This is a genomic window from Flavobacterium limicola, assembly GCF_003634755.1.
Taxonomy (GTDB): domain Bacteria; phylum Bacteroidota; class Bacteroidia; order Flavobacteriales; family Flavobacteriaceae; genus Flavobacterium; species Flavobacterium limicola.
This window is the reverse complement of record NZ_RBXA01000005.1, coordinates 47,504-71,872: the sequence shown is the minus strand read 5'-3', so window position 1 is coordinate 71,872 and position 24,369 is coordinate 47,504. Positions and strand designations below refer to the sequence as shown.

The 24,369-nt window shown below is 34.9% G+C and carries 36 protein-coding genes; 35 read left to right on the top strand and 1 reads right to left on the bottom strand.

The features are described 5' to 3' along the window. The 31 genes from fusA to carA all read left to right on the top strand — a co-directional run bounded on the left by fusA (window position 1) and on the right by carA (window position 17,795). Window positions 1–2,157, top strand: coding sequence for an elongation factor G (fusA, locus tag BC952_RS14115; protein WP_113636705.1), 2,157 nt, complete (start codon window positions 1–3; stop codon window positions 2,155–2,157). Window positions 2,158–2,168: 11 nt separating this feature from the next. Continuing rightward, window positions 2,169–2,474 carry a 30S ribosomal protein S10 gene (gene rpsJ, locus BC952_RS14110; RefSeq protein ID WP_011963470.1) on the top strand — a complete coding sequence of 102 codons (306 nt, stop codon included), beginning with the start codon at window positions 2,169–2,171 and terminating at the stop codon, window positions 2,472–2,474. A gap of 157 nt (window positions 2,475–2,631) precedes the next feature. After that, window positions 2,632–3,249: a 50S ribosomal protein L3 gene (gene rplC / locus BC952_RS14105; protein ID WP_035619642.1), complete on the top strand. Its 618-nt coding sequence runs from the start codon at window positions 2,632–2,634 to the stop codon at window positions 3,247–3,249. Then, window positions 3,249–3,878, top strand: coding sequence for a 50S ribosomal protein L4 (gene rplD, locus BC952_RS14100; RefSeq protein WP_113666973.1), 630 nt, complete (start codon window positions 3,249–3,251; stop codon window positions 3,876–3,878). The genes rplC and rplD overlap by 1 nt, the downstream gene beginning before the upstream one ends. A 6-nt stretch (window positions 3,879–3,884) precedes the next feature. Beyond that, the gene (rplW, locus tag BC952_RS14095) at window positions 3,885–4,175 is read left to right on the top strand and encodes a 50S ribosomal protein L23 (protein ID WP_035668124.1); all 291 of its coding nucleotides are present in this window, start codon (window positions 3,885–3,887) and stop codon (window positions 4,173–4,175) included. A 6-nt stretch (window positions 4,176–4,181) separates the two neighbouring features. Next, the gene (rplB, locus tag BC952_RS14090) at window positions 4,182–5,006 is read left to right on the top strand and encodes a 50S ribosomal protein L2 (RefSeq protein WP_035668122.1); all 825 of its coding nucleotides are present in this window, start codon (window positions 4,182–4,184) and stop codon (window positions 5,004–5,006) included. 6 nt (window positions 5,007–5,012) lie between these two features. Beyond that, complete coding sequence (gene rpsS / locus BC952_RS14085; protein WP_007136562.1) at window positions 5,013–5,291, top strand: 30S ribosomal protein S19; 279 nt, start codon at window positions 5,013–5,015, stop codon at window positions 5,289–5,291. Window positions 5,292–5,297: 6 nt separating this feature from the next. Beyond that, complete coding sequence (rplV, locus tag BC952_RS14080) at window positions 5,298–5,708, top strand: 50S ribosomal protein L22 (RefSeq protein ID WP_007136561.1); 411 nt, start codon at window positions 5,298–5,300, stop codon at window positions 5,706–5,708. Between the two features lie 6 nt (window positions 5,709–5,714). Beyond that, window positions 5,715–6,473: a 30S ribosomal protein S3 gene (gene rpsC / locus BC952_RS14075; RefSeq protein WP_091173694.1), complete on the top strand. Its 759-nt coding sequence runs from the start codon at window positions 5,715–5,717 to the stop codon at window positions 6,471–6,473. A gap of 19 nt (window positions 6,474–6,492) precedes the next feature. Further along, window positions 6,493–6,918 (top strand): 50S ribosomal protein L16, encoded by a 426-nt coding sequence (gene rplP, locus BC952_RS14070; protein WP_007803637.1) that lies wholly within the window; start codon window positions 6,493–6,495, stop codon window positions 6,916–6,918. 13 nt (window positions 6,919–6,931) lie between these two features. Continuing rightward, the gene (gene rpmC, locus BC952_RS14065) at window positions 6,932–7,117 is read left to right on the top strand and encodes a 50S ribosomal protein L29 (protein WP_091203666.1); all 186 of its coding nucleotides are present in this window, start codon (window positions 6,932–6,934) and stop codon (window positions 7,115–7,117) included. Window positions 7,118–7,134: 17 nt separating this feature from the next. After that, a complete protein-coding gene (rpsQ, locus tag BC952_RS14060) occupies window positions 7,135–7,395 on the top strand; it encodes a 30S ribosomal protein S17 (protein ID WP_091173701.1) in 261 nt (86 codons plus the stop codon). 2 nt (window positions 7,396–7,397) lie between these two features. After that, the gene (rplN, locus tag BC952_RS14055; RefSeq protein ID WP_026717863.1) at window positions 7,398–7,766 is read left to right on the top strand and encodes a 50S ribosomal protein L14; all 369 of its coding nucleotides are present in this window, start codon (window positions 7,398–7,400) and stop codon (window positions 7,764–7,766) included. An 11-nt stretch (window positions 7,767–7,777) separates the two neighbouring features. Next, on the top strand, window positions 7,778–8,092 hold the full coding sequence (gene rplX, locus BC952_RS14050; protein WP_035668111.1) for a 50S ribosomal protein L24: 315 nt from the start codon (window positions 7,778–7,780) through the stop codon (window positions 8,090–8,092). 2 nt (window positions 8,093–8,094) lie between these two features. After that, window positions 8,095–8,646, top strand: coding sequence for a 50S ribosomal protein L5 (gene rplE / locus BC952_RS14045; protein WP_121366229.1), 552 nt, complete (start codon window positions 8,095–8,097; stop codon window positions 8,644–8,646). A gap of 3 nt (window positions 8,647–8,649) precedes the next feature. Beyond that, window positions 8,650–8,919: a 30S ribosomal protein S14 gene (gene rpsN / locus BC952_RS14040; RefSeq protein WP_007136553.1), complete on the top strand. Its 270-nt coding sequence runs from the start codon at window positions 8,650–8,652 to the stop codon at window positions 8,917–8,919. 123 nt (window positions 8,920–9,042) lie between these two features. After that, window positions 9,043–9,441, top strand: coding sequence for a 30S ribosomal protein S8 (gene rpsH / locus BC952_RS14035; protein ID WP_026707006.1), 399 nt, complete (start codon window positions 9,043–9,045; stop codon window positions 9,439–9,441). A gap of 18 nt (window positions 9,442–9,459) precedes the next feature. Further along, window positions 9,460–10,002 carry a 50S ribosomal protein L6 gene (rplF, locus tag BC952_RS14030; protein WP_091173708.1) on the top strand — a complete coding sequence of 181 codons (543 nt, stop codon included), beginning with the start codon at window positions 9,460–9,462 and terminating at the stop codon, window positions 10,000–10,002. Between the two features lie 11 nt (window positions 10,003–10,013). Next, window positions 10,014–10,364, top strand: a complete 351-nt coding sequence (rplR, locus tag BC952_RS14025; protein ID WP_039110219.1) for a 50S ribosomal protein L18 — start codon at window positions 10,014–10,016, stop codon at window positions 10,362–10,364. A 6-nt stretch (window positions 10,365–10,370) separates the two neighbouring features. After that, on the top strand, window positions 10,371–10,898 hold the full coding sequence (gene rpsE, locus BC952_RS14020; protein WP_035668102.1) for a 30S ribosomal protein S5: 528 nt from the start codon (window positions 10,371–10,373) through the stop codon (window positions 10,896–10,898). A gap of 12 nt (window positions 10,899–10,910) precedes the next feature. Then, window positions 10,911–11,093, top strand: coding sequence for a 50S ribosomal protein L30 (gene rpmD / locus BC952_RS14015; RefSeq protein WP_027310825.1), 183 nt, complete (start codon window positions 10,911–10,913; stop codon window positions 11,091–11,093). An 11-nt stretch (window positions 11,094–11,104) separates the two neighbouring features. Continuing rightward, window positions 11,105–11,557 carry a 50S ribosomal protein L15 gene (gene rplO / locus BC952_RS14010; protein WP_066081007.1) on the top strand — a complete coding sequence of 151 codons (453 nt, stop codon included), beginning with the start codon at window positions 11,105–11,107 and terminating at the stop codon, window positions 11,555–11,557. Between the two features lie 13 nt (window positions 11,558–11,570). Next, window positions 11,571–12,917 (top strand): preprotein translocase subunit SecY, encoded by a 1,347-nt coding sequence (gene secY / locus BC952_RS14005; protein WP_091173712.1) that lies wholly within the window; start codon window positions 11,571–11,573, stop codon window positions 12,915–12,917. 3 nt (window positions 12,918–12,920) lie between these two features. Next, window positions 12,921–13,136 carry a translation initiation factor IF-1 gene (gene infA, locus BC952_RS14000; RefSeq protein WP_007136545.1) on the top strand — a complete coding sequence of 72 codons (216 nt, stop codon included), beginning with the start codon at window positions 12,921–12,923 and terminating at the stop codon, window positions 13,134–13,136. Window positions 13,137–13,148: 12 nt separating this feature from the next. Beyond that, window positions 13,149–13,265, top strand: a complete 117-nt coding sequence (ykgO, locus tag BC952_RS13995) for a type B 50S ribosomal protein L36 (protein ID WP_008992256.1) — start codon at window positions 13,149–13,151, stop codon at window positions 13,263–13,265. A gap of 2 nt (window positions 13,266–13,267) precedes the next feature. Continuing rightward, window positions 13,268–13,642 carry a 30S ribosomal protein S13 gene (gene rpsM / locus BC952_RS13990; RefSeq protein WP_073210387.1) on the top strand — a complete coding sequence of 125 codons (375 nt, stop codon included), beginning with the start codon at window positions 13,268–13,270 and terminating at the stop codon, window positions 13,640–13,642. An 8-nt stretch (window positions 13,643–13,650) separates the two neighbouring features. After that, window positions 13,651–14,034: a 30S ribosomal protein S11 gene (rpsK, locus tag BC952_RS13985; protein ID WP_024981527.1), complete on the top strand. Its 384-nt coding sequence runs from the start codon at window positions 13,651–13,653 to the stop codon at window positions 14,032–14,034. 92 nt (window positions 14,035–14,126) lie between these two features. Continuing rightward, complete coding sequence (gene rpsD, locus BC952_RS13980) at window positions 14,127–14,732, top strand: 30S ribosomal protein S4 (RefSeq protein WP_113636693.1); 606 nt, start codon at window positions 14,127–14,129, stop codon at window positions 14,730–14,732. 21 nt (window positions 14,733–14,753) lie between these two features. Beyond that, on the top strand, window positions 14,754–15,746 hold the full coding sequence (locus tag BC952_RS13975; protein WP_121366228.1) for a DNA-directed RNA polymerase subunit alpha: 993 nt from the start codon (window positions 14,754–14,756) through the stop codon (window positions 15,744–15,746). 31 nt (window positions 15,747–15,777) lie between these two features. Continuing rightward, window positions 15,778–16,263: a 50S ribosomal protein L17 gene (gene rplQ, locus BC952_RS13970; protein ID WP_091173723.1), complete on the top strand. Its 486-nt coding sequence runs from the start codon at window positions 15,778–15,780 to the stop codon at window positions 16,261–16,263. 431 nt (window positions 16,264–16,694) lie between these two features. Beyond that, window positions 16,695–17,795, top strand: coding sequence for a glutamine-hydrolyzing carbamoyl-phosphate synthase small subunit (gene carA / locus BC952_RS13965; protein ID WP_121366227.1), 1,101 nt, complete (start codon window positions 16,695–16,697; stop codon window positions 17,793–17,795). Between the two features lie 85 nt (window positions 17,796–17,880). Here the strand turns inward: carA and BC952_RS13960 are convergent, their stop codons facing one another. Then, window positions 17,881–19,218 (bottom strand): erythromycin esterase family protein, encoded by a 1,338-nt coding sequence (locus tag BC952_RS13960; protein WP_121366247.1) that lies wholly within the window; start codon window positions 19,216–19,218, stop codon window positions 17,881–17,883. Window positions 19,219–19,597: 379 nt separating this feature from the next. Between BC952_RS13960 and eno the strand changes: the two genes are divergently transcribed. The 4 genes from eno to ctlX all read left to right on the top strand — a co-directional run bounded on the left by eno (window position 19,598) and on the right by ctlX (window position 24,320). After that, complete coding sequence (eno, locus tag BC952_RS13955; protein WP_121366226.1) at window positions 19,598–20,890, top strand: phosphopyruvate hydratase; 1,293 nt, start codon at window positions 19,598–19,600, stop codon at window positions 20,888–20,890. A 155-nt stretch (window positions 20,891–21,045) separates the two neighbouring features. After that, complete coding sequence (locus tag BC952_RS13950; protein ID WP_121366225.1) at window positions 21,046–22,329, top strand: citrate synthase; 1,284 nt, start codon at window positions 21,046–21,048, stop codon at window positions 22,327–22,329. A gap of 65 nt (window positions 22,330–22,394) precedes the next feature. Then, window positions 22,395–23,309, top strand: a complete 915-nt coding sequence (locus BC952_RS13945; RefSeq protein WP_121366224.1) for a dimethylarginine dimethylaminohydrolase family protein — start codon at window positions 22,395–22,397, stop codon at window positions 23,307–23,309. A 75-nt stretch (window positions 23,310–23,384) separates the two neighbouring features. Then, window positions 23,385–24,320: a citrulline utilization hydrolase CtlX gene (gene ctlX / locus BC952_RS13940; RefSeq protein ID WP_121366223.1), complete on the top strand. Its 936-nt coding sequence runs from the start codon at window positions 23,385–23,387 to the stop codon at window positions 24,318–24,320. The last annotated feature ends 49 nt before the right edge of the window (window positions 24,321–24,369 follow it).

Genomic DNA, 24,369 nt, shown 5'->3' with positions numbered 1-24,369 from the left:
ATGGCTAGAGATTTAAAATATACAAGAAACATAGGAATTGCTGCTCACATTGATGCTGGTAAAACAACAACAACGGAGCGTATATTGTTCTATACAGGAAAATCACATAAAATTGGTGAAGTACACGATGGTGCTGCAACAATGGACTGGATGGCACAAGAGCAAGAAAGAGGGATTACAATTACTTCTGCAGCTACAACTTGTGAATGGAATTTTCCAACTACACAAGGTAAAGTTTTGCCTGAAACATTGCCTTATCACTTCAATATTATCGATACTCCGGGACACGTTGACTTTACAGTTGAAGTAAACCGTTCTTTACGTGTTCTTGATGGTTTGGTTTTCTTATTTAGTGCTGTTGATGGTGTTGAGCCTCAGTCAGAAACTAACTGGAGATTAGCAGATCAATACAGAGTTCCACGTATTGGATTTGTTAATAAAATGGATAGACAAGGATCTAACTTTTTGATGGTTTGTCAGCAAGTAAGAGATATGTTGAAATCAAATGCAGTTGCAATCACTTTGCCAATTGGTGAGGAAAATGATTTTAAAGGTGTTGTTGATTTAGTTAAAAATCAAGCTATTGTTTGGGATGATGCTGGAATGGGGGCAACTTATGAAGTTGTTGATATTCCTGCTGATATGGTTGATGAAGTAAAAGAGTATAGAGATATTCTTATTGAAGCAGTTGCTGATTATGATGAAAACTTGCTTGATAAGTATATGGAAGATCCGGATTCTATTACAGAAGAGGAAATCAACATTGCATTAAGAGCAGCTGTAATGGATATGGCTATCATTCCTATGATTGCTGGTTCTTCTTTCAAAAATAAAGGAGTTCAATTCATGTTAGATGCAGTATGTAAATACTTGCCTTCTCCAATGGATAAAGATGGTATCGAAGGAATTCATCCTGATGATGCTGATTTATTAGAAGAAGATCAAACCAAAATTTTGCGTAAGCCAGATGTTAAAGAGCCATTCGCTGCTTTAGCTTTTAAAATTGCTACTGACCCATTCGTAGGTCGTTTAGCTTTCTTCCGTGCTTATTCAGGACGTTTAGATGCAGGTTCTTATGTTTTGAACACTCGTTCAGGAAACAAAGAAAGAATTTCTCGTATCTACCAAATGCATGCTAACAAACAAAACCCAATCGAGTATATCGAAGCAGGTGATATTGGAGCGGCAGTTGGATTTAAAGATATCAAAACTGGAGATACATTGTGTGATGAAAAGAACCCAATTATCTTAGAAAGTATGAAATTCCCTGCGCCAGTAATTGGTATTGCAATTGAGCCTAAAACTAAGGCTGACGTAGATAAAATGGGTATGGCTTTGGCTAAATTAGCTGAAGAAGATCCTACTTTTACAGTTAGAACAGATGAGGCTTCGGGTCAAACTATTATTTCAGGTATGGGTGAGCTTCACTTGGATATCTTAGTGGATAGAATGAGACGTGAATTCAAAGTTGAAGTAAATCAAGGTGAGCCTCAAGTGGAGTACAAAGAAGCTTTTACTAAGAAAGCACAACATAGAGAAACATACAAGAAACAATCTGGGGGTCGTGGTAAATTCGGTGATATCGTATTTATTCTTGAGCCAGCGGATGAAGTTGACGGTAAAGCTCCAGTTGGATTGCAGTTTGTAAATGCAGTAAAAGGTGGTAACGTTCCTAAAGAATATATTCCATCAGTTGAAAAAGGTTTCAGAGAAGCTATGAAGACGGGTCCTTTAGCAGGATACCAAGTAGATAGTTTGAAAGTAACTTTATTAGACGGATCTTTCCACCCGGTGGATTCTGATGCACTTTCTTTCGAGCTTGCAGCAAGAATGGGGTATAGAGAGGTAGCTAAAGCAGCTGGTGCTGTTATATTAGAGCCAATCATGAAAATGGAAGTGATTACACCAGAAGAAAACATGGGAGATATCGTAGGTGATATCAACCGTCGTAGAGGTCAGGTGAATGATATGGGTGATAGAGCTGGTGCTAAAACCATCAAAGCAGATGTGCCATTATCTGAGATGTTTGGATACGTTACTACGTTAAGAACACTTTCTTCAGGTAGAGCAACATCTACTATGGAATTTTCACACTACTCTGAAACGCCTTCTAATATTTCAGAAGCAGTTATCAAAAAAGCAAAAGGAAACGCATAATCTTTAAGAAAATGAGTCAAAAAATCAGAATAAAATTAAAATCTTACGATCACATGTTGGTAGACAAGTCTGCTGAGAAGATTGTAAAAACGGTAAAAAGTACCGGTGCAGTTGTTACAGGACCAATTCCATTACCAACACACAAAAAACTTTTTACAGTACTACGTTCTCCACACGTTAACAAAAAAGCGAGAGAGCAATTTGAAGTAATGTCATACAAGAGATTAATTGACATTTATTCATCTTCATCAAAAACTATTGATGCTTTGATGAAACTTGAATTGCCTAGCGGTGTTGAAGTAGAGATCAAAGTTTAAATAGCTTACTAGTAAGAAAAGAACGCTGTTTTTAAGCGAAAAATATTTTTTTTGGTTTGTGTGTAAATAAGTTATACATTTGCACCCACTTAAAAAAATAGGATTCGGTTAAAAGCTGCGTTCTATATTTATATTTAATAATTAATAATTAATATTTATGTCTGGGTTAATTGGTAGAAAAATCGGCATGACTAGCATTTTCGACGAGAACGGGAAGAATATTCCTTGTACAGTAATCGAAGCTGGACCATGTGTTGTTACCCAAGTCAGAACCAAAGGTGTTGACGGGTATGAAGCGTTGCAACTTGGTTTCGATGACAAAAACGAGAAACATTCCACAAAAGCGGCTTTAGGTCACTTTAAAAAAGCGGGAACTGTAGCTAAGAAAAAAGTCGTTGAATTCCAAGATTTCGCAACAGAGCAAAAATTAGGAGATCTTATTGATGTTTCTATTTTTTCTGAAGGAGAATTTGTAGATGTACAAGGTGTATCTAAAGGTAAAGGTTTTCAAGGGGTTGTAAAACGTCACGGTTTTGGTGGTGTTGGTCAAGCAACTCACGGTCAACACAACCGTTTAAGAGCGCCAGGTTCTGTAGGAGCTTCTTCTTATCCATCTAGAGTATTCAAAGGAATGCGTATGGCTGGACGTATGGGAGGAGACAATGTAAAAGTTCAAAACCTTAGAGTTTTAAAAGTAGTGGCTGAAAAGAACCTGCTTGTTATTAAAGGATGTGTTCCTGGTCATAACAACTCTTATGTAATCATTCAGAAGTAATGGAAGCAAAAGTATTAGATTTCAACGGAAAAGATACTGGAAGAAAAGTTCAACTTTCTGATTCAGTATTTGGTATAGAACCAAACAATCATGCAGTATATCTTGATGTTAAGCAATATCTTGCTAATCAAAGACAAGGAACGCACAAAGCTAAAGAAAGAGCTGAAGTTGCGGGAAGTACTCGTAAGATTAAAAAACAAAAGGGAACTGGTACTGCTCGTGCGGGTAGTGCAAAAAATCCATTGTTTAAAGGTGGTGGAACAGTTTTTGGGCCAAGACCAAGAAGTTATTCATTCAAATTGAATAAAAGCTTGAAACGTTTGGCTAGAAAATCTGCTTTCTCAATTAAAGCAAAAGAGTCGAATATTATCGTTCTTGCAGACTTTGAATTTGAAACGCCAAACACTAAAAATTTCATTAACGTTTTGAAAGCTTTAGAGTTAGAAAATAAAAAATCCCTGTTTGTATTGGGTGATACGAATAAAAATGTATATTTGTCGTCACGCAATTTAAAGGGCTCTAGCGTAGTAAGTAGTTTAGAATTAAGTACTTACGCTATATTAAACGCTAATAATTTAGTGCTTTTAGAGAGTTCTTTGGAGATAATTGAAGAAAATTTAAGTAAATAATAGGATATGAGCATCATAATTAAGCCTATAGTAACGGAAAAAGTAACCAAAGAAAGTGAAGTTTTAAACCGCTTCGGATTCGTTGTTGACAAAAAAGCAAACAAAGTGCAAATTAAGAAAGCTGTTGAAGCTGCTTATGGAGTAACTATTTTGAGTGTTAACACGATGAACGTAAGACCGGATAGAACTACAAAATACACTAAAAGTGGTTTAATCAGTGGAAAGACGAATGCAATCAAAAAAGCAATTGTTCAAGTACAAGAAGGAGAAACAATTGATTTTTACAACAATATCTAAGATAAAATGTCAGTAAGAAAATTAAAACCTATTACCCCAGGTCAGCGATTTAGAGTTGTGAATGGTTATGACGCCATTACAACTGATAAGCCGGAACGCTCTTTGATAGCGCCGATAAAAAACTCTGGTGGTAGAAATAGTCAAGGAAAGATGACCATGCGTTATACGGGTGGTGGTCACAAGCAGAGATATCGTATCATTGATTTTAAACGTACAAAAGAAGGAATTCCGGCTACAGTGAAATCAATCGAATATGATCCAAATCGTACTGCATTTATCGCTTTGTTAGCTTATGCTGATGGAGAGAAAACATATGTTATTGCTCAAAACGGATTGAAAGTTGGTCAGAAATTAGTTTCTGGTCCAGAATCTCAACCTGAAATTGGTAATACTTTACCTTTAAGTAGAGTTCCACTTGGAACTGTAATTTCTTGTATCGAATTGAGACCAGGGCAAGGGGCTGTAATCGCTCGTTCCGCTGGAACATTTGCTCAATTGATGGCAAGAGATGGAAAATATGCTACAATTAAAATGCCTTCTGGGGAAACAAGATTAATCTTGTTGACTTGTTCGGCTACAATTGGAGCGGTTTCTAATTCAGACCACCAATTAGTTGTATCTGGTAAAGCAGGTAGAACAAGATGGTTAGGAAGAAGACCTAGAACAAGACCTGTTGCAATGAACCCTGTCGATCACCCAATGGGTGGTGGTGAAGGACGCTCTTCTGGTGGACATCCACGTTCAAGAAATGGAATACCAGCTAAAGGTTATAGAACTCGTTCTAAGAAAAACCCGAGTAACAAGTATATCGTAGAACGTAGAAAGAAATAATAAGATATGGCACGTTCATTAAAAAAAGGACCTTTTGTTCATTATAAGTTAGACAAGAAAGTTCAAGAAAACATCGCTGGTGGAAATAAAGGAGTAGTAAAGACTTGGTCTAGAGCTTCTATGATTACTCCAGACTTCGTTGGACAAACTATCGCAGTTCATAACGGTCGTCAATTTGTACCAGTTTACGTAACAGAAAACATGGTAGGTCACAAATTAGGAGAATTTTCACCAACTAGATCTTTTAGAGGTCATGCTGGAGCAAAAAATAAAGGTAAAAAATAAGAAGCAATGGGAGTTCGTAAAAGAGAAACAGCAGATGCGAGAAAAGAGGCTAATAAGTCTATAGCTTTCGCAAAATTGAATAACTGCCCTACTTCACCTAGAAAAATGCGCTTAGTAGCGGACTTGGTAAGAGGTCAGAAGGTAGAGAGAGCACTTAACATCTTAAGATTCAGTTCTAAAGAAGCTTCAAGAAAATTAGAAAAATTGGTTTTATCTGTAATTGCCAACTGGCAAGCAAAAAACCCTGACGCTAATATGGAAGAAGCTGGGTTATTTGTTAAAACGATTACAGTTGATGGTGGAATGATGTTGAAAAGACTTCGTCCAGCTCCACAAGGTCGTGCTCACAGAATTAGAAAACGTTCTAATCACGTAACAATCGTGCTTGGATCTATTAATAACACACAAGCAATTTAATACAAGATGGGACAAAAGACAAATCCAATTGGAAATAGACTTGGTATCATCAGAGGATGGGACTCAAACTGGTATGGTGGAAATGATTACGGTGATAAGCTTGCCGAAGATTATAAAATCAGAAAGTATATCCATGCTCGTTTATCAAAAGCTAGTGTATCAAAAGTGATCATCGAGAGAACTTTGAAACTTGTAACCGTTACTATCACTACTGCTAGACCTGGTATCATTATCGGAAAAGGTGGACAAGAGGTAGACAAGTTGAAAGAAGAACTTAAGAAAATTACTGACAAAGAGGTTCAAATCAACATCTTTGAAATCAAAAGACCTGAGCTTGACGCGTATCTAGTTGCTACAAGCATCTGTCGTCAAATCGAAAGCAGAATTTCTTACAGACGTGCAATCAAAATGGCTATTGCTGCTTCTATGCGTATGAACGCAGAGGGTATCAAAGTTTTGATTTCTGGTCGTTTGAATGGTGCTGAGATGGCTCGTTCGGAAGGTTTTAAAGAAGGTAGAGTTCCTCTATCAACTTTCAGAGCTGATATTGATTATGCTTTGGCTGAAGCTCATACTACTTACGGTAGAATGGGAATCAAAGTATGGATCATGAAAGGTGAAGTTTATGGAAAGAGAGATCTTTCTCCACTTGCCGGAATGGACAAAAAACAATCTGGTGCTGGTGGTAAAGGTGGTGATTCTCCAAGAGGAGATAGAAAACCTTTTAACAAAGGTGGAAAACCAGACGCTCGTAAACGAAAGTAAATTTTTAAACTAAAGAAAAATGTTACAGCCTAAAAGAACAAAATACCGTAAGGTACAAAAAGGTAAAATGAAAGGAAATTCTCAAAGAGGACATGAACTTTCTAATGGAATGTTTGGTATTAAATCTGTACATGAAGATGGAATGTTCTTAACCTCTCGTCAAATCGAGGCTGCGCGTATTGCTGCAACTCGTTTTATGAAAAGAGAAGGACAATTATGGATCAAAATATTTCCAGACAAACCAATTACTAAGAAACCTCTTGAGGTACGTATGGGTAAAGGTAAAGGTGCAGTTGAGTATTGGGCTGCCGTTGTTAAACCCGGAAGAATTATGTTTGAAGTTGGAGGAGTACCTTTGTCAGTTGCAAAAGAGGCGTTACGTCTTGCAGCACAAAAGCTTCCGGTAAAAACTAAATTCGTCGTTGCTAGAGATTTCGAAGCATAATTTATATTATATTATGAAACAATCAGAAATAAAAGATCTTTCTGCAGCGGAGTTGCAAGAAAAGCTTAGCCAGACTAAGAAAACATATGCTGATCTAAAAATGGCTCACGCTATTTCACCAATTGAGAATCCACTTCAAATTAGAAGTGTGAGAAGAACAGTTGCAAGATTGGCTACCGAACTTACTAAAAGACAATAACTGTAGTCTGCTGAAAGATGGAAGAAAAAAGAAATTTAAGAAAAGAAAGAGTTGGTGTTGTTACTTCTGACAAAATGGATAAGTCTATTGTTGTTGCTGAAGTGCGTAAAGTAAAACACCCATTATACGGTAAGTTCGTGTTGAAAACTAAAAAGTATCACGCACACGACGAAATGAACGACTGTAACGTTGGAGATACTGTAAGGATTAGCGAAACGCGTCCTTTAAGTAAAACAAAATGTTGGAGGTTAGTTGAAATCTTAGAAAGAGCTAAATAATTATGGTACAACAAGAATCAAGACTAAAAGTAGCAGATAACACTGGAGCAAAGGAAGTTTTAACTATCCGTGTTTTAGGAGGTACCAAAAGAAGGTATGCCTCTGTTGGTGACAAGATTGTAGTTTCTATCAAAGATACTGCTCCTAACGGAAGCGTTAAAAAAGGAGCTGTTTCAACTGCAGTTGTTGTACGTACCAAAAAAGAAGTAAGAAGAGCCGATGGTTCATACATTAGATTTGATGACAACGCATGTGTGTTATTGAATGCTGCTGGTGAAATGAGAGGAACTCGTGTTTTTGGTCCGGTAGCAAGAGAACTTCGTGAAAAACAATTCATGAAAATTGTATCATTAGCACCAGAAGTGCTTTAATTCGTTTTAAGATGATAAAGCTAAAAATAAAATCAGGTGACATTGTAAGAGTAATTGCTGGAGACCATAAAGGTGCTGAAGGTAAAGTATTACGTGTTTACCGTGAGAAGAACAAAGCGATTGTTGAAGGTGTAAACATGGTTTCAAAACACACGAAACCAAGTGCGAAAAGCCCTCAAGGTGGTATCGTAAAGAAGGAAGCTTCTATACAAATATCTAATATTTCTTTAATTGATCCTAAAACTAAGGAAACAACAAGAGTTGGTATTAGAGTAGAAGGAGATAAGAAAGTAAGATTTTCAAAAAAATCTAATCAAGTACTGTAGTAATGGCGTATATACCTAGACTAAAAGAAGAATATAAGAGCAGAGTAATTGCTGCTCTTAAAGAGGAATTCGGATACGTAAACGTAATGCAAGTTCCAAAATTGGAAAAAATCGTTTTAAGTAAAGGAGTTGGTGCAGCTGTATCTGATAAAAAACTAATTGACTATGCGGTTGATGAGTTAACAAAGATCACTGGACAGAAAGCAGTATCTACTATTTCAAAGAAAGACGTTGCGTCATTCAAATTGAGAAAAGGGATGCCTATTGGAGCAAAAGTTACTTTGCGTGGAGAAAGAATGTATGAGTTTTTAGATAGACTTATTACTTCTGCTTTACCACGTGTAAGAGATTTCAGTGGTATTAAAGCTACGGGTTTTGACGGAAGAGGAAATTATAATCTTGGAGTTTTGGAGCAAATCATTTTCCCAGAAATTGATATTGATAAAGTAAACAAAATTTCAGGAATGGATATCTCTTTTGTAACTACTGCAAAAACAGATAAAGAAGCAAAGTCTCTATTGACAGAATTAGGATTACCTTTTAAAAAGAATTAAGACATGGCTAAAGAATCAATGAAAGCCCGCGAGGTTAAGAGAGAAAAAACAGTAGCTAAGTATGCTGAGAAAAGAAAAGCTTTGTTAGAAGCTGGAGATTTCGTAGGTTTGCAAAAGTTACCAAAAAATGCTTCGCCAGTTCGTTTGCATAATCGTTGTAAATTAACAGGTAGACCAAGAGGATATATGCGTCAATTCGGTCTTTCACGTGTTACATTTCGTGAGATGGCAAATAACGGATTGATACCTGGTGTTAAAAAAGCATCTTGGTAATACGTAATTTATTACGTTCTGATACAGACTTAACTTACGTTTTGTCTGTATCATAAATATTTATAAATTGGTTTAAGGTTCGGCAAATCGTTTGTTGAAAACCAAGACCGCAAATTAATACATATGTATACAGATCCTATTGCAGATTATTTGACAAGAGTTCGTAACGCTGTGGCTGCAAACCACAAAGTTGTCGAAATTCCTGCGTCTAATCTAAAAAAAGAAATAACTAAGATCTTATTTGATCAAGGTTATATCTTGAGTTACAAATTTGAAGACAACGCTGTTCAGGGTTCAATCAAAATCGCTTTGAAGTATGATAAAGATACTAAAGAGTCAGTAATTAAAGATATCCAAAGAATTAGTAAACCAGGTTTACGTAAATATTCAAGTTCTTCAAGTATTCCTAGAATCCTTAACGGATTAGGAATTGCTATTGTTTCTACTTCTAAAGGCTTAATGACTGGAAAGAAAGCTAAACAATTGAATGTTGGTGGCGAAGTAATTTGTTACGTATACTAATTTTAAAGACTATATAAGATGTCAAGAATAGGTAAAAGCCCAGTAACAATACCAGCAGGAGTAACTGTTTCAGTTGCAAATGGTATTATTACGGTAAAAGGAAAAAATGGTCAACTAACTCAGGAGTTTTCGGACGTAACTGTAACTGTTGAAGGGGATCTAGTTCAAGTAGATAGATCTTCTGATCACAAAGACCAAAGAGCAAAACACGGTTTGTATAGATCTTTAATCAATAACATGATTATAGGTGTTACAGATGGTTTCACTAAGTCATTAGAATTGGTAGGAGTTGGTTATAGAGCTTCAAATCAAGGACAAAAATTAGATTTAGCACTTGGTTACTCTCACAATATAGTTTTAGAAATTGCTCCTGAAGTAACTTTAGAGACTATATCTGAAAAAGGTAAAAACCCGATTGTTAAATTAACATCATTTGACAAACAACTTTTAGGTCAGGTAGCTGCGAAAATCAGAGGTTTCCGTAAGCCTGAGCCTTACAAAGGAAAAGGTGTTAAATTTGTAGGTGAAGTATTAAGAAGAAAAGCAGGTAAATCAGCTTAAAAAATAAGATTATGTCATTAACAAAACCTGAAAGAAGACAACGAATTAGATTCAGAATTAGAAAGACAATTAGTGGTACTGCTACTAATCCAAGACTATCTGTATTTAGAAGTAACAAAGAAATTTACGCTCAACTTATTGATGACGTAAACGGAGTTACTTTGTTGGCGGCTTCTTCAAGAGAAAAAGAAATAGGTAACGGTACGAACATTGAAGTTGCTACAGCAGTTGGAAAACTAGTTGCTGAAAAAGCTTTAAAAGCTGGGATAGACGTAGTAACTTTCGATAGAGGAGGTTATTTATATCACGGACGTATTAAATCATTAGCGGAAGGCGCAAGAGCGGCTGGACTTAAATTCTAATATAGTATGTCTAATAGTAAATACAAGAATGTAGAGTTAGTAAAACCAAGTGGACTTGAATTAAAAGATCGTTTGGTAAGTGTAAATCGTGTTACTAAGGTTACAAAGGGTGGTAGAGCTTTTGGTTTTTCTGCTATTGTAGTTGTAGGTGATGAAAATGGAGTGGTTGGACACGGATTAGGGAAATCTAAAGATGTTTCTGAAGCAATTGCGAAAGCAGTAGAAGATGCTAAGAAAAATTTAGTAAAAATTCCTTTAAACGGTCAATCAGTTCCTCACGAACAAAAAGGTAAATTTGGTGGTGCACGTGTATTCTTAATTCCTGCCTCTCATGGTACAGGAGTTATTGCTGGTGGAGCTGTTCGTTCAGTTCTTGAGTCAGTAGGAATTCATGATGTATTATCTAAATCTCAAGGATCTTCAAATCCTCACAACGTAGTAAAAGCAACTTTTGATGCTTTATTACAAATGAGAAGCGCTTATACTGTTGCAAAACAAAGAGGTGTTTCTTTAGAAAAAGTTTTTAAAGGTTAATTCAAGGAAATTATGGCTAAATTATTAGTAAAACAAGTTAGAAGCAAAATCAACTGTCCTCTTACTCAAAAGAGAGGATTAGAAGCTTTAGGTCTACGTAAAATGGGACAAGTTGTAGAGCATGATTCAAACCCTACAATCCTTGGGATGATAAATAAAGTTAAACACTTAGTTTCTGTTGAAGAAGCTAAATAACAAATACTGTTATGAATTTAAGTAACTTACAACCTGCTGAAGGTTCTACACACAATCAAAATAAAAGATTAGGTAGAGGAGAAGGTTCTGGAAAAGGTGGTACTTCTGCAAGAGGTCACAAAGGAGCAAAATCTCGTTCTGGTTATTCTAAAAAGATTGGTTTTGAAGGTGGGCAAATGCCACTTCAAAGACGTGTGCCTAAGTTTGGTTTTACAAACATCAATCGTAAAGATTACGAAGGTGTAAATCTTGATACACTTCAACTTTTAGTTGATAACGGTGTTATTAAAGATACTGTTGATATGACAGTTTATGTTGCTAATCGTTTAGCTACTAAAAATGAAATCGTTAAGATTTTAGGTAGAGGTGAATTGACAGCAAAATTAAAAGTAACCGCTCACAAATTTACTGCTACTGCAAAAGCTGCTATTGAAGCTGCTGGTGGAGAAGCTGTAACAATGTAATTTTTCAATTAATATGAAGAAATTTATTGAATCAATAAGTAATGTTTGGAAAATCGAGGAACTGAAAAATAGAATCCTAATAACATTGGGTCTGCTTTTAGTGTATCGTTTTGGGGCTCAAGTAACCCTGCCAGGTATTGACGCTACACAGTTAGGTAATTTAGCTGGGCAAACTAAAGAAGGAATTGGTTCAATTCTTGACATGTTTACTGGAGGTGCATTTTCTCAAGCTTCTGTTTTTGCTTTAGGAATTATGCCTTATATTTCTGCTTCTATTGTTGTTCAGTTAATGGGAATTGCGATTCCTTATTTGCAAAAACTTCAAAGTGATGGAGAAAGCGGTAGAAAAAAGATTAATCAAATTACTCGTTGGTTGACAATAGGAATTACTTTAGTTCAAGGTCCAACTTATATCTATAATTTATATAGAACGTTACCTAGTAATGCATTTTTATTGGGATTCAATTCATTTGAATTCTTATTTTCTTCAGTTGTTATTTTAGTTACAGGGACAATTTTTGCCATGTGGTTAGGAGAAAAAATTACTGATAAAGGAATTGGAAATGGTATTTCTTTGTTAATCATGGTTGGAATTTTGGCTAGATTACCTCAGGCTTTTATTCAAGAGTTTACAACAAGAGTTACCAATAATAATGGTGGACCGATGTTGTTAGTTATTGAAATTATCATTTGGTTATTAGTTATCATTTGTTGTGTGCTATTGGTTATGGCGATCAGGAAGATTCCTGTTCAATATGCGCGTCGTACAACATCAGGTGATTTTGAACAAGACATGTTGGGTGGAAACAGACAATGGATTCCTTTGAAGCTTAATGCTTCTGGGGTTATGCCAATAATTTTTGCGCAAGCAATTATGTTTATTCCAGCAGCCTTAGCAGGTTTGTCTAAATCAGATGCATCACAATCAATCGTTGGCGCTTTTAGTAATATGTTTGGTTTTTGGTATAATTTTGTATTTGCAACTTTAATAATTGTATTTACATTCTTTTATACTGCAATCACAGTTCCTACTAATAAAATGTCTGATGATTTAAAGAGAAGTGGTGGTTTTATTCCGGGTATTAGACCTGGAGTTGAAACTTCTGATTATCTTGATAAAGTGATGTCTTTAATAACTTTTCCAGGATCTTTATTTCTTGCTTTGATAGCTGTGTTCCCAGCAATTGTTGTGAGTGTTATGGATGTTCAACAATCTTGGGCAATGTTTTTTGGAGGTACTTCATTAATAATTATGGTTGGAGTTGCCATAGACACGATGCAACAAATCAATTCATACTTGTTGAATAAACATTATGATGGTTTAATGAAAAGTGGTAAAAATAGAAAAGCAGTAGCTTAACTTATGGCAAAACAATCAGCAATAGAACAAGACGGATCAATCATTGAAGCATTATCAAATGCGATGTTCCGTGTAGAGTTAGAAAATGGACATATTGTAATCGCCCACATATCTGGAAAAATGCGTATGCATTACATCAAATTATTACCTGGTGATAAAGTGAAACTAGAAATGAGCCCTTACGATTTGTCAAAAGCAAGAATTACTTATAGATATTAAAGGATATTCAAAATGAAAGTTAGAGCTTCAGTAAAAAAGAGAAGTCCCGAGTGCAAAATTGTGCGAAGAAAAGGGAGATTGTACGTAATAAACAAAAAGAATCCTAGATTTAAACAAAGACAAGGATAATTATGGCAAGAATAGCAGGGGTAGATATCCCGAAAAATAAGAGAGGTGTTATAGCACTTACCTACATCTTCGGATTAGGAAATAGTAGAGCTATTGAGATTTTAGAAAAAGCTCAAGTTAGCCAAGATAAAAAAGTTCAAGATTGGAATGATGACGAGATCGGAGCAATTCGTGAGGCGGTATCAGCTTTTAAAATTGAAGGAGAATTACGTTCGGAAGTTTCTTTAAACATCAAACGTTTAATGGATATTGGTTGTTATAGAGGTATCCGTCATAGAACTGGTCTTCCTTTAAGAGGACAAAGAACTAAGAATAACTCTAGAACAAGAAAAGGTAAAAGAAAAACTGTTGCCAACAAGAAAAAAGCAACTAAATAATAAGTAATATGGCTAAAGCAACTGCAAAAAAACGTAAAGTTATCGTTGAATCAACGGGAGAAGCTCATATTTCTGCTACTTTTAACAATATCATCATTTCTTTGACAAACAAAAAAGGTGAAGTTATTTCTTGGTCATCAGCTGGTAAAATGGGTTTTAGAGGTTCTAAAAAGAATACTCCATACGCAGCCCAAATGGCAGCAGAAGATTGTAGTAAAGTAGCTCTTGAAGCTGGACTTAAAAAAGTAAAGGTTTATGTAAAAGGACCAGGAAACGGACGTGAGTCTGCTATCCGTTCTTTGCATAACGGTGGAATTGAAGTTACAGAGATTATCGATGTTACTCCAATGCCTCACAACGGATGTCGTCCTCCAAAAAGACGTAGAGTTTAATACTCAAAAATAATCATAGTATAACCTAGATTGAATATCGGTTATTGAAGGATAAGACCTGAATTCATAACCTCAATCTTAAACAATTTAAAATGGCAAGATATACTGGTCCAAGTACAAGAATCGCCCGTAAATTTGGCGAAGCAATTTTCGGAGACGACAAAGCTTTCGAAAGAAGAAATTATCCACCCGGACAACACGGGATGGCTAAAAAAAGAGGTAAAAAATCTGAATTTGCTATCCAGTTAATGGAGAAACAAAAAGCTAAATATTCTTACGGAATTTTAGAAAAACAATTCAGAGGTTTATTCAAAAAAGCATCAGCTACTAAAGGTGTTACTGGTGAGGTTCTTTTACAATTGTGTGAAGCAAGATTAGATAACGTTGTTTTTAGAATGGGTATTGCCCCTTCAAGAAGAGGAGCGAGACAACTTGTTTCTCACAGACATATCACTGTTAACGGTGATGTTGTAAATATTGCTTCTTACCACCTTAAGCCTGGTGATAAAGTTGCAGTTCGTGAAAAATCTAAATCTTTAGAAGCTATCGAACGTTCTTTATCTAATTCAAGTCATGTTTATGAATGGATTACTTGGAATAATGATATCAAAGAAGGTACTTTCGTTTCTGTACCTGCGAGACTTCAAATCCCAGAAAACATTAAAGAACAATTAATCGTAGAGTTGTACAACAAATAATAATTGACTTAGTCGAAATTTATGGCAATATTTAATTTTCAGAAGCCCGATAAAGTTATCATGATCGATTCAACCGATTTTGAAGGTAAATTTGAATTCAGACCTTTAGAACCTGGTTACGGATTGACCGTTGGTAATGCACTTAGAAGAGTTTTGCTTTCAGCATTAGAAGGTTATGCAATTACATCTGTTCGCATTGAAGGTGTAGATCATGAGTTTTCTACTATTTCAGGAGTTGTTGAAGACGTTACCGAAATTATCCTTAATCTTAAACAAGTACGTTTCAAACGTCAAATTGAAGACATCGATAATGAATCAGTTACTATTTCTGTTTCAGGTAAAGACCAATTAACAGCTGGTGATTTTCAAAAATTTATTTCAGGTTTCCAAGTTTTGAATCCAGAACTAGTTATCTGTAATTTAGACAGTAAAATCAAACTTAATTTCGATTTAGCAATCGAAAAAGGTAGAGGCTATGTTCCTGCTGAAGAAAACAAAAAGCAGAATGCTGCAATTGGAACTATTTTTACAGATTCAATTTTTACTCCGGTAAAAAATGTAAAATATGCTATTGAAAACTTCCGTGTAGAGCAAAAAACAGATTACGAAAAATTAGTTTTTGAAATAAAAACTGATGGTTCTATCAATCCTAAAGATGCTCTTACTGAAGCTGCAAAAGTTTTAATTCACCACTTCATGTTGTTTTCTGACGAAAGAATTACACTCGAGGCTGACGAAATTGCACAAACAGAATCATATGATGAAGAGTCATTGCACATGAGACAATTGCTTAAAACTAAGCTTGTTGATATGGATCTTTCTGTAAGAGCATTAAATTGTTTGAAAGCGGCTGAAGTTGATACACTTGGTGATTTAGTATCGTTCAATAAAAATGACCTAATGAAATTCCGTAATTTTGGTAAAAAATCTTTAACTGAACTTGATGAACTTGTTGCAGTTAAAAATTTGAACTTCGGTATGGATTTAGCAAAATACAAACTAGATAAAGAATAATCTAAGCCGCAAGGTTTAAATTTACATAGCAATGAGACACGGAAAAAAATTCAATCACTTAAGCAGACAGACTGCACATAGAAAATCTATGTTAGCTAATATGGCTTGTTCTCTTATCGAGCACAAACGTATTAACACTACTGTTGCTAAAGCAAAAGCACTTAAACAATTCGTTGAGCCGCTTATAACAAAATCAAAAGAAGATACGACTCACAATCGTCGTATCGTTTTTGCTTATTTACGTAGCAAATATGCGGTAACTGACTTGTTCAGAGACGTAGCTGCTAAAGTAGGAGACCGTCCAGGTGGATACACTCGTATCATTAAAGTTGGAAATCGTTTAGGAGATAATGCTGATATGGCAATGATCGAACTAGTAGATTTTAATGAACTTTACAATGGTGGTAAAAAAGAAGTTAAAAAAGCAAAAAGCCGTCGTGGTGGTAAAGCTAAGAAAGATGAAGCTACTGAAGCTCCAGCTGCTGAAACTGAAACAACTACTGAGACTGCTGAGTAATTATGAAAATAATCATTCAATAAAAATCAAGGATAAGCTATTTATAGTTTATCCTTTTTTTTTGTTTTTTTCGGAGCATAACATTTCGAGTTTTTAAGAACTAATTGTCCCGCTTTCCGTTGCAAACGAAGTTAACTGAACTCCGCTTAAAATGAATGTTAAGAAGTAACCTTTTTTTCTAAAGAAAAAAGAAAAAGGATTTCCACTTCAAACAAAGTTCACTGAGGTCCTATGAAAATAAAAACTAAGTGAAGTAATCGGGGCTAGTTTAAAACTTTTTCCTTAAACAAGAAAAGTTGAAAAGCATAAATTTTTAAAAAAACATTGGATTCACTGTTTTTAAAAATTAAATTTGCAAAATATTTAACTACACATGAAACGAGTTCTTTCGAGTTACATGAGACTATTATAAAATTAATAGAAATCAACTAATGAAATACACAACACGACAAAAAGCAATTCTTTTATTAAGTGACGGGACCATATTCCACGGAAAATCTATTGGAATCAGTGGAACTACTTTTGGAGAAGTTTGTTTTAATACAGGAATGACAGGTTACCAAGAAATATTCACTGACCCTTCTTATTTTGGTCAATTAATGGTAGCTACTAATGCACATATTGGAAATTATGGGGTAAACGATTCAGAAGTTGAATCACAAAGTATTAAAATATCTGGATTGGTTTGTAAAAACTTTAGCTTCAATTATTCTCGTGAAGATGCTTCAGGGAGTTTAGAAGATTATTTTAATAAACAAAACCTAATCTGTATATCTGACGTAGATACTCGTGCTTTGGTGAGTTACATTCGTGACAATGGTGCTATGAATGCAGTCATTTGCACAGACGAAACTCCAATAGAAGAACTAAAAATTGCACTGGCAAAAGTTCCGGATATGAAAGGTTTGGAATTGGCTTCTAAAGTTTCAACTACAGAACCTTACTTTTTTGGTGATGAAAATGCAACCTATAAAATAGCAGTACTTGATTTAGGAATAAAAATGAATATCCTTCGCAACCTTGCCAAAAGAGATTGTTACATCAAAGTATTTCCTTTTGATTCTTCTTACCAAGATTTAGCTGCTTTTAACCCGGATGGATATTTTTTATCTAATGGACCTGGTGATCCAGAGCCACTTTCTGGAGCTATTCAAGTAGCAAAAGAGATTTTGGTAAATAATAAGCCTTTATTTGGAATCTGTTTGGGACATCAAGTAATTGGTTTGGCCAACGGAATTTCGACTTATAAAATGTTTAACGGGCACAGAGGAATCAATCATCCTGTTAAAAATATCATTACCGGAAAAGGAGAAATCACTTCTCAAAATCATGGTTTTGCTGTTAACAAAGAAGAATTAGATAATCATCCTGATTTAGAAATTACACATCTTCATCTAAATGATGGAACGGTTGCAGGGATGCGTATGAAAAACAAAAATTGTTTCTCCGTTCAATATCATCCAGAAGCAAGCCCAGGACCACATGATTCTTCTTATTTATTTGATCAATTTATAGAGAATATAAAAGGTTAATCTTGGAATAATTTCCAAGATTAGATATTAAAAAAAAGCGGTTTGACTTAATTGAAAGTCAAACCCTTTTTTATATACAGTATACTTACATACCAAAGGGATAGGTTTCGGGTATTTGATTTCCGGCCGGTTGGATATGTATGGGATGTAATGCACTTGTTTCGTCTAGAAAAATAAAAGCATCGTATCTTTTGGGTAGTATTGTAGGAACGTAATTTCCGAATCTTTCATGCTCTGGATTATAAACAACACCTATTGCACGATGTCCTATATAGGAAGAAAGGCATTTTTCGCTCTTTACTTTATTCATTAATAACAATTTGTTTTTGCCATTGCCAGCAAGATGAAAGGCATGTTCCCAACTTCCTTCCACGGCTTCTGGAACTTTTATTTTCCGCATAGAATCGCCCCATTCTCTTCCAGCTATGACACTTCCTTTGTAAGATCCAAATCCTACAGCAACTACTCCATCAGTCAAATATTCTTCTCTCAGCAGCTGCCCTACATTTACCATCCCTCCTGAAGCCATTTCTGTAGCACGCGCATCGCCGATGTGGGTGTTGTGTTCCCAAACAATTATTTTCGCATCCTTTCCGTGGAATTTCATAAGGCGTTGTATCGTGGAAACCATGTGTTCGTCACGAATATTCCAAGAGGCGGAACCCCTTTTTATCATGGCGCGATAATACTTTTCGGCATTTCTGGCAATAAATGCATTTTGCTCTGTGCTCAGAGCATTTTCAGCATCGTGATTGTAATTGGGTGCGTTTTTAATGATTTCCGTAAGCATGTGCAGTATTTCTTTCTCACATAATTCAGGAATGTATGAAGAAGCTCTGGCATAAGATTGACCTTCGTCTTTATTGTATGGTTCAAAACATTTCATAGCAGTTTTTGCAATTGCGAGTGCTTTTGGGTCATTTTTTTCTAGATATTGAACGATTGAGTTCATGGATTCTCTAAAACTGTATACATCTAATCCGTAAAATCCGATTCTTTTATCAGCAGATAAGCTTTCGTTGTATACCTTGAGCCAATCTATGAATGCTGTTGTTTCCCAATTTGCCCACATCCAAGTAGGCCATCTTTTAAACTCATTCATAACGCTAAAGATGTCTTTTCCGGAATCTAAATATCCTTTTGCAAAACGATTCAATCGGTAACAGTCCGGCCAATCTCCCTCGACTCCTACAAACGAGAATCCTTTTTCCTGAATGAGTCGTTGTGTGATTTTTGCCCTCCAAGTGTAATATTCATGCGTGCCATGTGAGGCTTCTCCTAGAAGAACATATTTTGCATCTCCTATATAGTCAATTAATGGGTCTAAATCGTCCGTATTTTCTAATGGAGTTGATGTTCTAGTCAATAATTCTATTATTTCACTAGAATTGATTAAATTGTTAAGGTTTTTTATAGTTTCCATCACATTTTTTGTTTTCAGATTAAGCAATAAAACTTTTCAAAAAAAAACTATTTGTAATGTGAGTGTTTTTAAAAAGCATTTATAAAATTAATATAAATAACTGATAATCAGTGTTCTTAAATTTAATTTTTTTTTAAATTCAATGATCTGGATTTCTGGTTGGTACTGTTATGTTTTGATGAAAATAGTGTTATTGTTTTTATTTAATTTTAAATAACAGAAAAAAATAACAGTTAGTGAAAAAATAAATTCTAAAAAAGTAGAAATGTTTTGTTTGTAAAAAAAATTATAACGTTTTCGTTAATAACATTCATTATTTTCATAAAATCATTCCAAAAGATAGAATATATTTGTATTTTAAAATTTAAAATTTTAGTATATGAGTATTATTATCAAAATTCACGCAAGACAAATTTTCGATTCAAGAGGAAATCCTACAATAGAAGTAGATGTAATTACAGATAATGGAGTTTTAGGAAGAGCTGCAGTGCCATCTGGAGCATCTACTGGAGAACATGAAGCGGTTGAATTACGTGATGGAGGAAAAGCATTTCTTGGAAAAGGAGTTTTGAATGCAGTGAAAAATGTTAATACTGTTATTTCTGAAGAACTTTTAGGAGTTTCTGTTTTTGAACAAAATCTTATTGATCAGATGATGATCGATTTAGATGGTACACCAAATAAATCTAATTTAGGAGCAAATGCAATTTTAGGTGTTTCTCTTGCTGTTGCAAAAGCGGCTGCGAATGAATTAGGATTGCCATTATATAGATACGTAGGTGGTGTTTCTGCAAATACATTACCAGTTCCAATGATGAATATTATCAACGGAGGGTCACATTCTGATGCGCCTATCGCATTTCAGGAATTTATGATTTTCCCTGTGAAAGCAACTTCGTTTTCACATGCGATGCAAATGGGAACTGAAATTTTTCATAGCTTGAAAAAAGTATTGCACGATAGAGGACTTTCTACAGCGGTGGGTGATGAAGGTGGTTTTGCACCAAATCTAGCTGGAGGAACTGAAGATGCTTTAGATACTATCAAAAAAGCGGTTGAAACTGCAGGATATACTTTTGGAGATGAAATCATGATCGCTTTGGATTGCGCTGCTGCGGAGTTTTATGTCAATGGAAAATACGATTACACTAAATTTGAAGGGGAAACAGGTAAAGTTAGATCTTCTGCAGAGCAAGTAGAGTATTTAGCTGAATTAGTTGCTAAATATCCTATCATTTCTATTGAAGATGGAATGGATGAAAATGACTGGGAAGGATGGAAATTGCTTACAGATAAAATTGGTGATAAAGTACAATTAGTTGGGGATGATTTATTTGTTACCAATGTGGAGCGTCTAGCTACTGGTATTGAAAAAGGAATCGCTAATTCAATCCTTATTAAAGTAAACCAAATTGGAACATTGACAGAAACGATTGCAGCTGTTAATATGGCTAAAAATGCAGGATATACGTCAGTGATGTCACACCGTTCAGGAGAGACGGAAGACAATACAATTGCAGACTTAGCAGTAGCTTTAAACTGTGGTCAAATTAAAACTGGTTCAGCTTCTCGTTCTGATCGTATGGCTAAATACAATCAATTATTAAGAATTGAAGAGGAGTTAGGGAATACAGCTTATTTTCCTGGTAAAAATGCTTTCAAAATAAAATAATTCTTACGGTTTTTTTATATAAAGCCATTCGCCTTGTGTGAGTGGCTTTTTTTTGTAATATTTAACAATTTCATTGTGTTATTCTCTTTTTAATTAGTGTTTAATTCCTTAGATTTGAGAAATTATTATTTTAAAAGTTTATTTTCAATTATATTATGTCAAAAATAGCAAAATTAGAAATAGATGGTAAGGTATTTGAACTTCCAGTTATTACAGGAAGTGAAAATGAATCAGCTGTCGATATTAGTAAATTACGTGATCTTTCTGGGGTTATAACCCTTGATCCAGGTTATAAAAATTCAGGTTCTTGTAAAAGTGAAATCACTTTTCTTGATGGAGAACTTGGCATTTTAAGATACAGAGGGTATTCAATAGAAGATTTAGCAGAAAAAGCTCACTTTCTTGAAGTCTCTTATCTATTAATTTTTGGAGAATTGCCTACTGTTAAGCAGTTAGAGCAATTTGAAAACGATATTAGAAAATATACATTAGTCAATGAAGAAATGAAAAACATCATAGATGGTTTTCCTAAAACAGCTCATCCTATGGGTGTTTTGGCCGCTTTGACAAGTGCATTAACAGCATTCAACCCTAAATCAGTGAATGTTGACAATGAGAAAGAAATGTACGAGGCAGTGTGTAAAACAATGGGTAAATTCCTTGTGATTGCAACTTGGACTTATAGAAAAAGTATGGGTTATCCGTTAAATTATTACGATAATACAAAAGGATATGTGGAAAATTTTATGCATTTAATGTTTGAATTGCCTACTGGACCTTATACACCTAATCCTATTGTTATTGATGCTTTGGATAAACTTTTTATTCTTCACGGAGATCACGAGCAAAACTGCTCAACATCTACAGTAAGAATGGTTGGGTCTTCACATGCCGGACTATTTGCTTCTATCTCTGCGGGTGTTTCTGCACTTTGGGGACCATTACACGGTGGAGCAAATCAGGCTGTTCTTGAAATGTTAGAGGAGATTCATGCAACTGGTGGTGATGCTGATAAATATTTGGCTAAAGCCAAAGACAAAAACGATCCATTTAGATTAATGGGTTTTGGTCACAGAGTTTACAAAAACTTTGATCCAAGAGCAAAAATCATTAAAAAAGCAGCTAACGAAGTTTTAGCGACTTTAGGAGTAGATGATCCAATTCTTGCGATTGCAAAAAAATTAGAAGAATCAGCTTTAGAGGATGAGTACTTCAAATCAAGAAACTTATATCCAAATGTAGATTTCTATTCTGGAATTATTTATAGAGCTTTAGGTATTCCTACAGACATGTTTACAGTAATGTTTGCTATAGGACGTTTACCGGGTTGGATCGCACAATGGAAAGAGATGCGAGAAAATAAAGAGCCTATCGGAAGACCAAGACAGATTTATACAGGGCATCCTTTGAGAGACTTTGTACCATCTGAGAAAAGATAAATTCAATTTAAAAAGCTTCACTAATTTGTGAAGCTTTTTTTATATTTGCCAAAAGCTAAAAATACATGTTAGAGTTAAATATAAAGAATGAAACATCGAGGCTCCGAGCTGTAGTGCTGGGTTCAGCAGTCAATAATGGACCTACGCCTAAGGTTGAAGAAGCTTACGACCCAAAATCATTAGAACACATACTTGCAGGTACTTATCCTCACGAAAAAGACATGGTGAATGAAATGGAAGCATTTAGCGCCGTTCTGAAAAAATATAACGTGACTGTTTATCGTCCCGAAATGATTGAGAATTACAATCAGATATTCACCAGAGACATTGGTTTCGTGATTGATGATGTTTTTATAAAATCAAATATTTTACCAGACAGAGAACGCGAACTGGATGCAATCCAATATATAATTGAACAAATTGATGCTAAAAAAGTGGTGCGTCCTCCAGATGAAGTTCACATAGAAGGTGGTGATGTTATGTTGTGGAACGATTATATTTTTATTGGAACCTATAAAGGAAGTGATTACAAAGATTACATTACAGCAAGAACGAATTTACAAGGAGTGCAATACATAAAAGATTTGTTTCCAAATAAGATTGTCAAAGAATTCGATTTGGTAAAATCTAAAATTGAAGCCCGTGACAATGCATTGCATTTAGATTGTTGTTTTCAGTCTGTCGGGAATGACAAAGGAATTATCTATAAAAATGGTTTCCGTGAAGAAGCAGATTATTTGTTTTTGGTAAATCTTTTTGGAAAAGAAAACCTATTTCATATTACGAGAGACGAAATGTACAATATGAATTCCAATGTTTTTTCTATCGATACGAATGTTGTTGTTTCAGAAAGAAATTTTACCCGACTTAACAATTGGTTGCGTGCAAATGGTTTTATCGTAGAAGAAATTCCATACGCAGAAATTGCAAAACAAGAAGGATTATTGCGATGTTCTACTTTGCCTTTAATTAGAGAATAAATATTTGTTTAATCGTTTAAAGTTAACGTTGACCAACAATGAACTTTAAACGATTAAACTTTAAACTAAAAATATATGAAACAAACGACAAATTCCATATTGATGATTCGCCCAGTTGCGTTTAGAATGAACGAACAAACGGCAGTAAATAATTATTATCAAAAAGTATTAGACGGACTTTTACCGGCAACTGTAAATGCTAAAGCGCAACAAGAATTTGATGCCTTTGTCGAAAAATTGACAGCAGTTGGTGTTGATGTTACCGTTGTTGATGATACGTTGAATCCAGATACTCCGGATAGTATTTTTCCAAACAATTGGATTTCTTTTCATGAAAATGGTGACGTAGCTTTATATCCAATGTTTGCTGAAAATCGTCGTCAAGAACGTCGCGAAGAGATTTTAGATTTACTGGAAGAAAAAGGTTTTGTGATTCACAATATTATAGATTATACTTCCGCTGAAGAGGATGGATTTTTCTTGGAAGGAACAGGAAGTTTACTTTTAGACCGAGCAAATGCTAAAGCGTATTGCGCATTATCTCCCAGAGCGGATGAAGAATTATTCATCGAATTCTGTGAGGATTTTGATTATGCACCAGTGATTTTTGAAGCTTTTCAAACGGTTGATTCGGAGCGAAAACTAATCTATCATACTAATGTGATGATGTGTTTAGGAGAAACTTTTGCGGTAATTTGTTCGGATTGTATCGATGATAAAAAAGAACGCAAAATGGTTTTGGACAATCTGAAAGAAAACGGAAAAGAAATCATTTTGATTACCGAAGCTCAAATGAATAATTTTGCTGGAAATATGCTTGAAATTCGTGGAGCAAATGATAAACGATATTTGGTTATGAGTGCTGCAGCTCATCAAAGTTTGACTTCAAAACAAATAGAACAATTAGAAAAACATGCTGAAATTTTGAGTTCAAGTCTAGATACTATTGAAGCTTGCGGTGGAGGAAGCGCCAGATGTATGATGGCAGAGATTTTCTTACCAAGAAATTAAAAACATAAAAAAACCGGATACGATTCTAAATCATATCCGGTTTTTTTAT

What these genes read in the sequence shown, in the direction of transcription:
- rpsM (WP_073210387.1), top strand. Translation starts at nt 13,268, where the DNA reads ATGGCAAGAATAGCAGGGGTAGATATCCCGAAAAATAAGAGAGGTGTT.
- rpsQ (WP_091173701.1), top strand. Translation starts at nt 7,135, where the DNA reads ATGGAAGAAAAAAGAAATTTAAGAAAAGAAAGAGTTGGTGTTGTTACT.
- eno (WP_121366226.1), top strand. Translation starts at nt 19,598, where the DNA reads ATGAGTATTATTATCAAAATTCACGCAAGACAAATTTTCGATTCAAGA.
- rplC (WP_035619642.1), top strand. Translation starts at nt 2,632, where the DNA reads ATGTCTGGGTTAATTGGTAGAAAAATCGGCATGACTAGCATTTTCGAC.
- ykgO (WP_008992256.1), top strand. Translation starts at nt 13,149, where the DNA reads ATGAAAGTTAGAGCTTCAGTAAAAAAGAGAAGTCCCGAGTGCAAAATT.
- carA (WP_121366227.1), top strand. Translation starts at nt 16,695, where the DNA reads ATGAAATACACAACACGACAAAAAGCAATTCTTTTATTAAGTGACGGG.
- rplR (WP_039110219.1), top strand. Translation starts at nt 10,014, where the DNA reads ATGTCATTAACAAAACCTGAAAGAAGACAACGAATTAGATTCAGAATT.
- rpsK (WP_024981527.1), top strand. Translation starts at nt 13,651, where the DNA reads ATGGCTAAAGCAACTGCAAAAAAACGTAAAGTTATCGTTGAATCAACG.
- rplX (WP_035668111.1), top strand. Translation starts at nt 7,778, where the DNA reads ATGATAAAGCTAAAAATAAAATCAGGTGACATTGTAAGAGTAATTGCT.
- rplB (WP_035668122.1), top strand. Translation starts at nt 4,182, where the DNA reads ATGTCAGTAAGAAAATTAAAACCTATTACCCCAGGTCAGCGATTTAGA.
- rpsN (WP_007136553.1), top strand. Translation starts at nt 8,650, where the DNA reads ATGGCTAAAGAATCAATGAAAGCCCGCGAGGTTAAGAGAGAAAAAACA.
- rpsD (WP_113636693.1), top strand. Translation starts at nt 14,127, where the DNA reads ATGGCAAGATATACTGGTCCAAGTACAAGAATCGCCCGTAAATTTGGC.
- rpsE (WP_035668102.1), top strand. Translation starts at nt 10,371, where the DNA reads ATGTCTAATAGTAAATACAAGAATGTAGAGTTAGTAAAACCAAGTGGA.
- rpsH (WP_026707006.1), top strand. Translation starts at nt 9,043, where the DNA reads ATGTATACAGATCCTATTGCAGATTATTTGACAAGAGTTCGTAACGCT.
- rpsJ (WP_011963470.1), top strand. Translation starts at nt 2,169, where the DNA reads ATGAGTCAAAAAATCAGAATAAAATTAAAATCTTACGATCACATGTTG.
- infA (WP_007136545.1), top strand. Translation starts at nt 12,921, where the DNA reads ATGGCAAAACAATCAGCAATAGAACAAGACGGATCAATCATTGAAGCA.
- BC952_RS13945 (WP_121366224.1), top strand. Translation starts at nt 22,395, where the DNA reads ATGTTAGAGTTAAATATAAAGAATGAAACATCGAGGCTCCGAGCTGTA.
- rplO (WP_066081007.1), top strand. Translation starts at nt 11,105, where the DNA reads ATGAATTTAAGTAACTTACAACCTGCTGAAGGTTCTACACACAATCAA.
- rpsS (WP_007136562.1), top strand. Translation starts at nt 5,013, where the DNA reads ATGGCACGTTCATTAAAAAAAGGACCTTTTGTTCATTATAAGTTAGAC.
- rplN (WP_026717863.1), top strand. Translation starts at nt 7,398, where the DNA reads ATGGTACAACAAGAATCAAGACTAAAAGTAGCAGATAACACTGGAGCA.
- rplF (WP_091173708.1), top strand. Translation starts at nt 9,460, where the DNA reads ATGTCAAGAATAGGTAAAAGCCCAGTAACAATACCAGCAGGAGTAACT.
- rplQ (WP_091173723.1), top strand. Translation starts at nt 15,778, where the DNA reads ATGAGACACGGAAAAAAATTCAATCACTTAAGCAGACAGACTGCACAT.
- secY (WP_091173712.1), top strand. Translation starts at nt 11,571, where the DNA reads ATGAAGAAATTTATTGAATCAATAAGTAATGTTTGGAAAATCGAGGAA.
- rplW (WP_035668124.1), top strand. Translation starts at nt 3,885, where the DNA reads ATGAGCATCATAATTAAGCCTATAGTAACGGAAAAAGTAACCAAAGAA.
- rplV (WP_007136561.1), top strand. Translation starts at nt 5,298, where the DNA reads ATGGGAGTTCGTAAAAGAGAAACAGCAGATGCGAGAAAAGAGGCTAAT.
- BC952_RS13960 (WP_121366247.1), bottom strand. Translation starts at nt 19,218, where the DNA reads ATGGAAACTATAAAAAACCTTAACAATTTAATCAATTCTAGTGAAATA.
- rplD (WP_113666973.1), top strand. Translation starts at nt 3,249, where the DNA reads ATGGAAGCAAAAGTATTAGATTTCAACGGAAAAGATACTGGAAGAAAA.
- rpsC (WP_091173694.1), top strand. Translation starts at nt 5,715, where the DNA reads ATGGGACAAAAGACAAATCCAATTGGAAATAGACTTGGTATCATCAGA.
- rpmC (WP_091203666.1), top strand. Translation starts at nt 6,932, where the DNA reads ATGAAACAATCAGAAATAAAAGATCTTTCTGCAGCGGAGTTGCAAGAA.
- fusA (WP_113636705.1), top strand. Translation starts at nt 1, where the DNA reads ATGGCTAGAGATTTAAAATATACAAGAAACATAGGAATTGCTGCTCAC.
- rpmD (WP_027310825.1), top strand. Translation starts at nt 10,911, where the DNA reads ATGGCTAAATTATTAGTAAAACAAGTTAGAAGCAAAATCAACTGTCCT.
- BC952_RS13950 (WP_121366225.1), top strand. Translation starts at nt 21,046, where the DNA reads ATGTCAAAAATAGCAAAATTAGAAATAGATGGTAAGGTATTTGAACTT.
- BC952_RS13975 (WP_121366228.1), top strand. Translation starts at nt 14,754, where the DNA reads ATGGCAATATTTAATTTTCAGAAGCCCGATAAAGTTATCATGATCGAT.
- ctlX (WP_121366223.1), top strand. Translation starts at nt 23,385, where the DNA reads ATGAAACAAACGACAAATTCCATATTGATGATTCGCCCAGTTGCGTTT.
- rplE (WP_121366229.1), top strand. Translation starts at nt 8,095, where the DNA reads ATGGCGTATATACCTAGACTAAAAGAAGAATATAAGAGCAGAGTAATT.
- rplP (WP_007803637.1), top strand. Translation starts at nt 6,493, where the DNA reads ATGTTACAGCCTAAAAGAACAAAATACCGTAAGGTACAAAAAGGTAAA.